The sequence below is a fragment of the Nonomuraea sp. NEAU-A123 genome (genome assembly GCF_018603905.1).
Lineage (GTDB): Bacteria > Actinomycetota > Actinomycetes > Streptosporangiales > Streptosporangiaceae > Nonomuraea.
On the sequence record NZ_JAHFZZ010000018.1, the window covers coordinates 136,735 to 148,176 of the forward strand.

9 protein-coding genes are annotated in these 11,442 nt (G+C 71.5%); 6 read left to right on the top strand and 3 right to left on the bottom strand.

The window, feature by feature from the left end; genetic code table 11:
- Positions 1-10 precede the first annotated feature (10 nt).
- Together KLK06_RS42035 and KLK06_RS42040 are read right to left on the bottom strand one after the other, a co-directional pair.
- A complete protein-coding gene (locus tag KLK06_RS42035; protein WP_214641283.1) occupies positions 11-1,303 on the bottom strand; it encodes a glucarate dehydratase family protein in 1,293 nt (430 codons plus the stop codon).
- Between the two features lie 15 nt (positions 1,304-1,318).
- Positions 1,319-2,257: a 5-dehydro-4-deoxyglucarate dehydratase gene (locus KLK06_RS42040; RefSeq protein WP_214641284.1), complete on the bottom strand. Its 939-nt coding sequence runs from the start codon at positions 2,255-2,257 to the stop codon at positions 1,319-1,321.
- Between the two features lie 96 nt (positions 2,258-2,353).
- Here KLK06_RS42040 and KLK06_RS42045 point away from each other — a divergent pair, with 96 nt between their 5' ends.
- The 6 genes from KLK06_RS42045 (at position 2,354) to KLK06_RS42070 (ending at position 8,487) form a co-directional block, all read left to right on the top strand.
- Complete coding sequence (locus tag KLK06_RS42045) at positions 2,354-3,163, top strand: IclR family transcriptional regulator (RefSeq protein WP_214641285.1); 810 nt, start codon at positions 2,354-2,356, stop codon at positions 3,161-3,163.
- A gap of 39 nt (positions 3,164-3,202) precedes the next feature.
- Entirely contained in the window at positions 3,203-4,339 is a 1,137-nt protein-coding gene (locus KLK06_RS42050; protein WP_284735291.1) for a mandelate racemase/muconate lactonizing enzyme family protein, read from the top strand.
- A 7-nt stretch (positions 4,340-4,346) separates the two neighbouring features.
- On the top strand, positions 4,347-5,021 hold the full coding sequence (locus KLK06_RS42055; protein WP_214641287.1) for a FadR/GntR family transcriptional regulator: 675 nt from the start codon (positions 4,347-4,349) through the stop codon (positions 5,019-5,021).
- 266 nt (positions 5,022-5,287) lie between these two features.
- Entirely contained in the window at positions 5,288-7,003 is a 1,716-nt protein-coding gene (locus KLK06_RS42060; RefSeq protein ID WP_214641288.1) for an aminotransferase class I/II-fold pyridoxal phosphate-dependent enzyme, read from the top strand.
- Positions 7,000-7,959 carry a phosphatidate cytidylyltransferase gene (locus KLK06_RS42065; RefSeq protein ID WP_308168698.1) on the top strand — a complete coding sequence of 320 codons (960 nt, stop codon included), beginning with the start codon at positions 7,000-7,002 and terminating at the stop codon, positions 7,957-7,959. Before KLK06_RS42060 ends, KLK06_RS42065 begins: the two co-directional genes overlap by 4 nt.
- Before the next feature lie 141 nt (positions 7,960-8,100).
- On the top strand, positions 8,101-8,487 hold the full coding sequence (locus KLK06_RS42070) for a DUF1622 domain-containing protein (RefSeq protein ID WP_214641289.1): 387 nt from the start codon (positions 8,101-8,103) through the stop codon (positions 8,485-8,487).
- Here the strand turns inward: KLK06_RS42070 and KLK06_RS42075 are convergent.
- Complete coding sequence (locus KLK06_RS42075; protein ID WP_214641290.1) at positions 8,476-11,385, bottom strand: CBM35 domain-containing protein; 2,910 nt, start codon at positions 11,383-11,385, stop codon at positions 8,476-8,478. The two genes, KLK06_RS42070 and KLK06_RS42075, sit on opposite strands and share 12 nt — an antisense overlap.
- Positions 11,386-11,442 lie beyond the last annotated feature (57 nt).

Sequence of the window (11,442 nt, forward strand, 5' to 3'; positions counted from 1 at the left end):
GTTCTCTCTTTCACCAGCGTGGGAGCGGGGGCTGGACCCACGTGGGGTCGGCCTGTCGCATGGCGGCCACATCGTCCCGGTCGCGGACGCCGCTCAGCTTGATCCAGCGTTCGTGCAGGGTGGCCAGGGCGTCGCGGTCGAGTTCGACCCCGAGGCCAGGGGCGTCGGACACCTCGATGGCGCCGCCGGTGAAGCGGTGCGGTTCGGTGATGACGTCCTCGGTCTGCCAGGGGCGGTGGCTGTCGCAGGCGTACTCCAGGTCCGGAATGACGCTGGCGACGTGGGTCATCGCGGCGAGGCTGATGCCGAGGTGGGTGTTGGAGTGCATCGAGAGCGCGACCCCGTGGGTGCGGCAGAGCGCCGCGAGCTCGCGCGTGGCGTGCAGGCCGCCCCAGTAGTGGTGGTCGGACAGCACCACCTGGACCGCGTCCTTGGCGAACGCCTCGGGGATCTCACCGAAGGTGGTGACGCACATGTTGGTGGCCAGCAGCGCGCCGGTCCTGGCGCGCACCTCGGCCATGCCGTCGATGCCGGTGGTCGGGTCCTCCAGGTATTCCAGCAGGCCGTCGAGCTCCTCGGCGACGCGAACGCTCGACTCGACCGACCAGCCGCCGTTCGGGTCCAGGCGCAGCGGGTGGTCGGGGAAGGCGGCGGCCAGCGCCTTGATGGCCGCGATCTCCTGCTCGGGCGGGAACACGCCGCCCTTGAGCTTGAAGGAGCGGAATCCGTAGGTGTCGGTGAACCGCCGCGCCTGCCGTACGACGCCTTCGGGGTCGAGGGCGGCGCCCCAGTCGTCGCGCGGGGCGTCCTCCACGGGGTGCTCGGCCCACCGGTAGAACAGGTAGCCGCTGTAGTCGACCCGGTCGCGGACCTTGCCGCCGAGCAGCGCGTGCACGGGCAGGCCGAGCGCCTTGCCGAGGGTGTCCAGGCTGGCCACCTCGAACGCCGAGACCACGCTGCGGACGATCTTCTCGTTCGTCCGGCTGCCACGCAGCCCGGCCGGGTCGAACTCGTTGATCTTGCCGGGCGTGAGCCCCGCCGACTCGTAGGCCAGGTCGTGCAGCGCGTTCAGCGCGGTGAGCGGCCGGCCGATGACGGCCTTGGCGAGGTTCCGCGCCACCTCGAGGTATTCGGTGTCGCCGTAGGTCTCGCCGACCCCGGTGGCGCCGGTGTCGGTCTCGAGCTCGACGATGGTGCGCGGCGTGTACGGCTGGTGGACGCCGAGGACGTTGAGCAGCGGCGGGTCGCTGATCAGGATCGGCGTGACGGTCGCCCTGACGATCCGGGGGATGGGTTGTGGCATAAGGGGATTCCTTCCTTACCGGACGAGGGCGAGGCCCGTGTCCAGCAGGGCACGGAGCTCGTCGAGGTGCTCTGGGGAGGGGTCGGCGAGCGGGGCGCGTACGGGGCCCACGGGGATGCCGCGGAGCCGCGCCCCGGCCTTGACCAGGGAGACGCTGTAGCCGATCCCCTTGTCGCGCAGCTCGACCAGGGGGATGTAGAAGCGGCTCAGCAGCAGGTCGACCCGCGCGTGGTCGTCGGCGTGGAAGGCGAGGAAGAAGGCCTTCGCGATCTCGGGGGCGAAGGCGTGGACGGCGGAGGAGTAGGCGGGCACGCCGATGCTCCGGTAGGCGCGGGCCTGCATCTCGGCCGTCGCGGCGCCGTTGAAGAACAGCCACTCCGGCGGCGCGGCCAGCTTGAGCCGCTGCAACTGGTCGAGGTCGGAGTGGCCGTCCTTGAAACCGATCACGTTCGGGATCTGGGCCAGCCCGGCGATGCTGCGCACCGCCACCTTCACCTGGGCGCGCTGGTACACGATGACGGGCAGCGACGTGCTCGCCGCGACCCGCCGTACGTGTTCGACCAGGCCCTCCTGGGGCGCCTCCACCAGGTAGGGCGGCATCAGCAGCAGCGCGTCGGCCCCGGCCCGCTCGGCGATGGCGGCGAAGCGCGCCGCCTGGGCCCAGCCGTACCCGGCTCCCACGACCACCGGCACCGACCCGGCCGTCTCCTCGACCGCGGCCGTGACGAGGCTCTCGTACTCGTCCTCGGCCAGGGAGAAGAACTCGCCCGTCCCGCAGCACGGGAACAACGCGCCCGGTCCGGCCGCGACCTGATCGCGGATGTAGGCACGGAAGGAGTCGAGGTCCACGGCGCCGCCGGTGTCGAACGGCGTGAGCGGGAACGACAACACGGCGCTCTCCATGCCCCGGCGGAGCCTGGCGCGTACATCATCGACTGTATACGTAGCGGTCATCCTGTCTCCATATGTAGATGCCTGTTACGTGGCGAGCAGTCTTGCTCGCGAATTGGTAATGTGTCAACCGGCCGTCCCCATGACAGATGAGGTGCGATGACACTCCCCCTAGACGAGGCCGAGGGCACGGCGCAGGGCGGCGTGCGAGGCGTGAAGTCCGCCGCCCGCACCGTCGAACTCCTGGAACTCCTGGCCTCACGGCAGAACCGGCCGGCTCGGCTGCGCGAGCTCAGCGACGCGCTCGGCGCGCCCAGGAGCAGCATCTACGCGCTGATCCGGACACTGGTCGAGCGCGGCTGGGTGCGTACCGACGCGAGCGGGACGCTGTACAGCATCGGCATCCGCGCCCTGCTCGCGGGCACCACCTACCTCGACACCGACCCCTATCTGCGCATCGTGCAGCCGCACATCAACGACCTCAGCGTGCTCCTCGACGAGACCATCCACTTCGGCCGCCTGGACCGGGGCGACATCGTCTACCTGGCCACCAAGGAGTCGAGCCAGTACCTGCGCCCCTTCAGCCGCGTCGGGCGCAGGCTGCCCGCCTTCAGCACCGCCATGGGCAAGTCGCTGCTGGCCGAGCGGCTCGGCACCGGCCTGGAGGTGCCGATCCCCGAGCAGCTCACTCCCCTGACGCCCAAGACGCTGGTGGACCGCGAGACCCTCGTACGGGATCTCGAACTGACCCGCAGGCGCGGCTACGCGATCGACGACGAGGAGAACTACGTCGGCGTGACCTGCTTCGGCTTCGCCCTGCGCTACACCAGCCCGCCGACCGACGCCATCAGCTGCTCGGTGCCCATCGCCAACCTCACCGAGGAGCGCGCGAAGGAGATCACCGAGGCGATGGAGCGCACCCGGCTGGCCATCGAGCGCATGGCCCCGATGGACCTGGGTGAGTTCTAGGTGTTGTATGACGACATGGCGAGTTGTACGATGACCGCCATGACTTCCTCCGATCGCATCGCCTGGGTCCGGCTCTCCTCGGTCTACCTGCCGCTCGCCACCCCGATCAGTGACGCCAAGGTGCTCACCGGGCGGCAGCGGCCCATGACCGAGATCGCCTTCCTGTTCGCGGAGATCGGCGCCGAGAGCGGCCACCGGGGCTTCGGCTTCGGCTACTCCAAGCGGGCCGGCGGCCCCGGCCAGTACGCGCACGCCCGGGAGATCGCCCCGGAGCTGCTCGGCGAGGACCCCAGCGACATCGCCCGCCTGTGGGAGAAGCTGGTCTGGGCCGGGGCGTCGGTCGGGCGGAGCGGGCTGGCCACGCAGGCGATCGCGGCCCTGGACGTCGCGCTGTGGGACCTCAAGGCCAAGCGCGCCGGGCTCCCCCTGGCCAAGCTGCTCGGCGCCCATCGCGACTCCGTACGCTGCTACAACACCTCCGGCGGCTTCCTGCACACCCCGATCGAGCAGGTCCTGGAGAACGCGAGCGCCTCGCTCGAACGCGGCATCGGCGGCATCAAGCTCAAGGTCGGCCACCCCGACTCCCGCGTCGACCTGGCCAGGGTCCGCGCGGTCCGCGAGCACCTGGGCGACGGCGTGCCTCTCATGGTGGACGCCAACCAGCAGTGGGACCGGCCGGCCGCCCAGCGCATGGGCCGGGCCCTGGAGGAGTTCGGGCTGGTCTGGATCGAGGAGCCGCTGGACGCCTACGACAGCGCCGGCCACGCGGCGCTCGCGGCCTCGCTCGACACGCCGATCGCGACCGGCGAGATGCTCACCAGCGTCGCCGAGCACGCCGAGCTCATCCGCGCCGGCGCCGCCGACGTCATCCAGCCCGACGCGCCGCGCATCGGCGGCATCACCCCGTTCCTGCGCCTGGCGGCGCTGGCCGAGCACAACCGCCTGCAGCTGGCCCCGCACTTCGCGATGGAGATCCACCTGCACCTGGCCGCGGCCTACGGGCTGGAGCCGTGGGTGGAGCACTTCGAGTGGCTGGAGCCGCTGTTCGACGAGCGCCTGGAGATCCGCGATGGCAGGATGATCGTGCCCGGCCGTCCCGGCATCGGGTGCACTCCGAGCGAGCAGGCCGCCAAGTGGACCGCGGACCAGTGCGAGTTCGGCACCAGGAAGGACTGACCCCCCGATGGCGAGCCTGACCCAGACCCTCGTCGACGACCTGACGGCTCGCATCCAGGAAGGCGTCATCCGTCCCGGCGACAAGCTGCCCACCGAGAGCAGCCTGGTGGAGACGTACGGCGTGAGCAGGACGGTCGTCCGCGAGGCCATCTCGCGGCTGCAGGCGGCCGGGCTCGTCGAGACCCAGCACGGCCGCGGCAGCTTCGTCCTGGCCCGGCCGGGCTCGACCAGGTTCGAGTTCGGCCAGAGCGGCGAGCTGACCCTCGACGACGTGGTCGCCCTGCTCGACTTCCGCACGGCTTTCGAGGTCGAGGCCGCCGCGCTCGCCGCCCGCCGGCGCGGCGGGCCCCGCCTGGAGGACCTGCGGGCGGCGCTCGACCGGTTCGCCGCGAGCGCCGACAATCCCAGCGCGGCGGTGAACGCCGACTTCCAGTTCCACCTCCGCGTCGCCCTGGCAACCGGCAACCGCTACTTCGCCGACCTGATCACCTCGTTCGGCCCGTCCATGATCATCGTGCCGCGCGATCGGCTGTCGCCCGCCGGGCAGGGGCACTTCGAGCAGATCGTTGTCGAGCACGAGAACATCTACGCGGCCATCGAGCGTCAGGACAGCGACGGCGCGCGGGCGGCGGCCCGTGTCCACCTGGGCAACAGCCGCAGCCGCCTGCTCGCCGCCCACTAGCACATCGCCTGGAGCCCCACCCTCGACTGCCCGCAGGCGAATTCCTCGAAGAGCCCCCGGAGCACAACGACACGGTCGACCTGGTCGAATGGTAAAGGTGACGCGATGGTTGGCAGGTGATCCGGGCATCCCGCGCTGACCTCGAGCATGAGAAGCCCCTGTCTGTTCAGGCGGGGGCTTCGGTCGTGGCGAGGCGGGCCTGGCGTGGGAGTGATCGCCGGCCGTGGAAACCGGCCGGTCCCGGCGTACGTCCGATAGACATGGTCATGCTGGAGATCCGCCCCGGATCCGCGTCCGACAGACAGTGGATCTACCGGCTGCGGCACGAGGTCTACGCGCACGAGCTCGGCCAGCACGCGCCCAACCAGGCCGAACGGCTGACCGACGCGCTCGACGACGACAACGTCTACCTCGTCGCAGCCCACGGCGACCGGCCCGTGGGGTTCATCAGCGTGACACCGCCCTGGGCGGGCCGCTATTCGATCGACAAGTACCTCAGCCGCGACGGGCATCCGGTCCTGGGCCGGGACGGCCTGTTCGAGATCCGCATCCTGACCGTGGATCCGAGCTGGCGGGGTTCGGCGGCGGCGCCGCTGCTCATGCACGCGGCGCTGCGCTGGGTGGCCGCGCACGGCGGCCGCACCGTCGTGGCGCTGGGACGGACCGAGATCCTCGGAATGTACCTGGCCGCCGGGCTGACCGGCACCGGGACGCGGGTGCGCGCGGGGGCCGTCACCTTCGAGGTGCTGTCCGGGCAGGTGAGCGACCTGGCCGAACGGGCACTGCGGGACCACGGCCCGCTGCTGCGCGCCCTGGAGCCGAGGGTGCGCTGGAGTCTGGAGATGCCGTTCCTGCCCGGCCCGCCCGCCTGCCAGCACGGCGGCGCCTCGATCGGGGCGCTGGGCCGCCGGTTCGACACCTTGCCGGCGCGCGGCGACGTCATTCCCGCCGACGTGCTGGATGCGTGGTATCCGCCCGCTCCCGCCGTGGTCAAGCTGCTGGGCGACGATCCGGGCTGGCTCGCCCGTACCTCTCCCCCGGCCTACCCCGAAGGGCTCGTCGAGGAGATCGCCGAACGCCGCGACCTGCCCCCGGACGCCGTGGCGGCCGGGGCGGGCTCGTCGGACCTGATCTTCCGCGCGTTCCGCGGCTGGCTGGGCTCCTCCTCCAGGGTGCTGCTGCCCGACCCCGTCTACGGCGAGTACGCCCATGTCGTCGAGCAGGTGATCGGCTGCCGCGCCGACCGCTTCCCGCTGCGCCGGGCGGACGGCTGGCGGCCGGACCCCGACCGGCTGCGGGACGCGCTGCGCGAGCGCTACGACCTGGTGGTCATCGTCAATCCCAACAACCCGACCGGCGTCCACACCGACGCCGCGGACCTGCGCCGGGTGATCGCGGACGCGCCGGGCGGGACGCGGTTCTGGATCGACGAGGCCTACGTCGAGTACGCCGGTCCCGGGCAATCGCTGGAGACGTACGCCGCGGCCTCCGGCAATGCCGTGGTGTGCAAGTCGCTGTCCAAGATGTACGCCTTATCGGGCCTGCGGGCCGCCTACCTCACCGGACCGGCGGAGCTCGCGGCCGAACTGCGCCGCTGGACCCCGCCTTGGGGCCTCGGCCTGCCCGCGCAGATCGCCGCCGTGCACGCCCTGCGCGACCCCGGCTACTACGCCGACCACTGGGCCCAGACCCGCGCCCTGCGCTCCGGCCTCGCCAAACGGCTCGCCGCGATCGGCGACGACCTGCACGTCCACGAGTCGGCCGCCAACTTCGTCCTGCTGACACTGCCCCGGTCCGGCCCGACCGCGGCCGCTCTGGTGGCGGCGTGCCGGCGGGCCGGGGTGTTCCTGCGCGACCTGTCGCCCCTGTCACCCGCCTTCGAGGGCAGAACAGTACGGATCTCGGTACGCGACCCCGACGCCAACGACCACATCACCGCCACCGTCTCCGCCGCACTGGACCGCCTGCGGACCACCGCGTGATCACACCCGGCGCGACTGTCCTGCACGCTGTCGGCCTGATCATCCCGGCTGCACGACTCCCGCACACCACGGGCCTGGTCACCCCTGGCGCATCCATCTCGCACGCTACGGACCTGATCACCCCCGGCCCGGCGATCCCGCATAGCGCGGACCTCGTCACCCCTGGTGTGGCGATCCCGTACATCGCGGGTGCGCTCGTTGTCGGTGGGATCGCGGTCGCGCTGTCGCGCAGGCGGGAGTACATCCTGCGGTGGTGCGTCTGGGCGGTGGCCGTGCCCGTGGTGGTCGCCGCGCTGTACGCCGGGCCGGGTGGGGCCGCGGCGTTGGCCGTCGTGGCCGGGGTTGTGTGCGCGCTCGAGTACGGCGGGCTGATGGGGCTGGCCGTCCCAGACCGGGCGGTGCTTGTGGCGGTGGTGACCGGGCTACCGGTGGTGGCCTGGCTGGCCCTGCCGTACCTGCCGCGCGTGCTGATCGTGGCCGTCCTGGCCGTCATCCTCGTGCCGCTGCTTGGGGGCGACGCGGCGGGCGGGCTCAGGAGGGCGTCGTTGGGGGTGTTCGGGGTGGTCTGGTTGCTGCCGCTGGTGGGGGTGGTGCTGCTTGGCCCGGTCGTGTTGGCGGTGTTCGTCGCGGTGTCGGTGGGCGACATCGCGGCCTCGTTCGCCGGGCGGCTGCTGGGCGGGCCTTCTCTGTCGCCGCTGTCTCCGGCCAAGCGCTGGAGCGGCGCGCTGGCCGGGGCCGTCGTGGGGCTGGGCGCGCTGGCGCTGCTGGGCGCGTTCACCGTCCCGCTCGCGCTCGCCGTGGCGCTGGGTGCCCCGCTGGGCGATCTGCTGGAGTCGATGGTCAAGCGCGGGGCCGGAGCCAAGGACTCGGCGTCATGGCTGGCGGGCGCGGGCGGCCTGCTGGACCGGCTGGACTCCCTGCTGCTCACACTCGCGCTGGCCTTACTACTCGCGTGACGCGCTGGAGTTACCGCTCGCGTGACGCCCTGGCCTTACTGCCCGCCTGACGTGCTGCCGGGGTTGGTCGGTCGCTGAGGTCGGGTCAGGGGGCGTGTGCGACCATGATCCGGACGGGTCGGCGGGCCGGGGAGGGACACCGTGCAGGTGAAGGACGTCATCGAGACCATCGGCACGGCGCTGGACATCGTGGGCGTGGCCGTGATCGCGGTGGGCCTGCTCATCGCCACCGCCACGTTCGGCCTGAGCCTGGTGCGCGACCGGCGGGTGGCCGGTCTCTACCAGGCCTACCGGCGCGGGGTGGGCCGGTCGATCCTGCTGGGGCTGGAGTTCCTGGTCGGGGCCGACATCATCAAGACCGTGGCGGTCTCCCCCACTTTCCAGAGCCTCGGGGTGCTGGCCATCATCGTGGCCGTCCGTACGTTCCTCAGCGTCTCGCTCCAGGTCGAGCTGGAGGGCCGCTGGCCCTGGCAGCCGGTTCCTGCCGCCGGGGTGCCCGGCGGCAGGGAGTCGGCCTCAGCCGAGTGACAGCCGGTCCAGGTCGGGCGCGGCCGCCGTGTCGTTGTGGATCTTGATGGTGTTGGCGCCGGCCCGCAGGGTGACGGGCACGGACGTCGTGTACGGGGTGTTGTTGCCGACGCCGCTCACCTTCACCTCGAGCGGCGCGGCGTCGTTGACGGTGACGAAGAACGAGCGGTCGCCGTTGACCGTGAAGTCGATGAACAGCGTGTACTCGCGGGCGGCGTCAACGGTGACGTTCTCGAACAGCACGTACGCGTCCGCCGCCCCGCCCAGGTTGCGTACCTTCTGCCCGCCCGAGCAGGGCGAGCAGCTCGTGATGCCCGCGCTGCCGAGCCCGTTGCGCGAGTCCTCGGCCTCGCGCATGAACACCCGGTCGGCCGGGCGCAGCCGTACCCGCAACTGCCTGGTGACCTGGTTGGGGCGGCCCAGCACCTGGAACGACGCGGTGATGGGGATGTCCACCGCGGTGACGTCCTGGCCGGGCGGCGAGGTGAGGGTCCAGGAGCCCTCCAGCGTCTGCCCGAGCCGCAGCGTGGCCGCCGTCGCCGCGCCGCCCGTCACCGTCCAGCCGGCCGGCGCGACCGGGGCCAGGTTGACCTGGTCGAGCGCGTCGTCGACGTCGAGCCGCAGCTTCGTCGACACCGTCAGGGTCTGCTGTCCGGGGCCTACCCACTGCAGGCCGGACGGGTCCACGGTCATCGTCGTCTTCGGGACCTCCGAGGCCGGCGGCAGCGGCGCGACGGCGATCCGGTCGAGCCCGGGGCCCTGCCGGGCCGTGCTGAACAGCGTGATCGTGTTGGCGCCCGCGTTCAGCGGCACCGCCAGCGCCGTGGCGGCGGGCACGTCGGCGTTGTCGCCGCTCACCGGCACCTCCACCGCCGCGCCGCCGTTGACGCTCACCGACAGTGACGTGGCCGCGGCCGCGGTGTGATCGAGTTCGAGCCGGTACGTCCCGGCCGCAGCCACCGTGACCTCGCGGTAGGTGACCGCGTTACGCGGGCCGCCGCCGAGCCCCGTCACCCGGGCCAGCCCGGAGCACGCCCGGCACAGGTCCAGCCGAGCCGAACCGCTCCTGGCCTGCCGCTCCGCCTCCAGCGGCACCGCCGCCCCGAAGCCCACCGGGTAGTCCGACGCCACCTTGATCTCGTCGATCTGCAGCTCCTGGTAGAAGCGCGGCGCCTGGGGACCGGCCCAGGTGTTCAGCACCTCCAGCTTGAGGTAGCGGGCGCTGGTGTCGCCGAGGTCGACGAACTGGACGCCGCGTGCGCTGCGCATCGCCCCGGTACGTACGGGCTTGCCCCAGTGCTTGCCGTCGTCACTCGCGTACACCCGATAGTCCTTGATCCGTGCCGAGTCCTCGGGCCGGCCGAACGTCTCGCGCGCGTACGTCGGCGACCACTCGCGCTGGTTGACCGCCAGGTAGGCGGCCCTGCGCCGCCTACCGAGGTCGAGCGTGAGCGAGACGGGCAGCTTGGCGCCGGCGTCCCAGTAGTCCTGGAAGCTCCCGTCGACCAGGGCGCTCGCCGGATGGCCCGCGCGGGCCGACGAGGCGGTCGCCTTGAGCCCGGTCTGGGGGTAGAAGTGCTCCTGGCCCTGGGTCTCGACCTTGAACACGGTGTCGTAGGTGTCCCACTGGGTGATGCCGAGAATCGTCAGGTAGCCGGCGGACTGGGCGAACCGCATCCGCTGGCCCGTACGCAGATCGGTGACCGCGGACACGCGGTAGCCGTTGTCGCGCAGCCGTACCAGATCGGTCCTGGGCCTGGTCACCACGTGCACGTACTGGACCTTCGCCCCGCGTTCGACGGTGACGACGCCGTGCGCGCCGTCGTTCCAGAAGCCGGGCTGCATGCCGCCGTACATGTAGCCGCCGCCCTCGGTCCCCTGCAGCGACGAGCGGATCGGCGGCACCCACCCGGCCATGAAGGTGTTGAACTCCTCCTGCTGGGGCGGGAACCTGCCGTTGACCATCGGGGTCTCGGCCATCAGCGACTTCATCGACGAACCGGCGTTGGTGACGTACCGGCCGGTGCTGAGGCGGAAGTCGACGGGGTGGCTGCCGCCGTCGTACCACCAGTCGCCGGTGGTCGGCAGCTTGTAGTCGGCCTCGGTCAGGCGCGGCATCGGGGTGAAGGCGGCCTGCGGGTAGTCGTAGGCCGGCGTCATGCCGGTCTTCTGCTCGTTGCTGACCGTGTCCATGATCGGCGTGTCCTCGTTGTTGTTGCTCAGCAACCAGGACGGGCGCTTCTGCCGGATCTGCTCGTAGAGCTGGTTCTGCTCCCAGTACTCGTTGTCGTTGTCGATCCAGAACCCGGCCAGGTCCGGATAGTCCTCCATGACCTCGAAGAACAGGTCGTAGCTGAACTGGCCGAACCCGCTCCTGGTCGTCAGGTCGACCTGACGACCCTTGTACGCGGAGTAGGCGGCCGAGTCGAGCGTCTCGACGCCCACCTCGTTGTGCCACTGCGGGTCGTCGGTCATGTACAGGATGACCCGTACGCCCTTGGCCTGGCCCGCCTTGACCAGCTCGCCGAGCAGGTCACGCTGGGTGGCGCAACTGCCGGGGATCTTCGACGGCCACGGCCGGGCGTAGCCGAGCCTGCTGTGGAAGGTCGCCAGCACGATGTAGGAGGCGCCCAGTTTGCGGGCCTCGTCCACCCAGTAGTCGGGGCTCCAGCCGCCCCCGGTGACGTCCCGCTCCCAGGAGGCGCAGTCGAGGTGCCGGGGCGCGGTGAACATGCCCCAGTGCAGGAACAGCCCCGCGGTGGACTCCCGCAGCCACTGCTGCCGCGGGTGCTCGACCTCCGCGCCGGCGGCCGGAGCGCCGACGATGAAGGCGGTCAGGGCGAGAAGGAGGGCGGCGCAGGCGGATAAGACTCTGACGGGGATGCGGCGGCGCGGCATGGCGATCGCTCTCTCGTTGGGCTGACGGGGGTTACGCCAACAAGACTGATCTCTTCA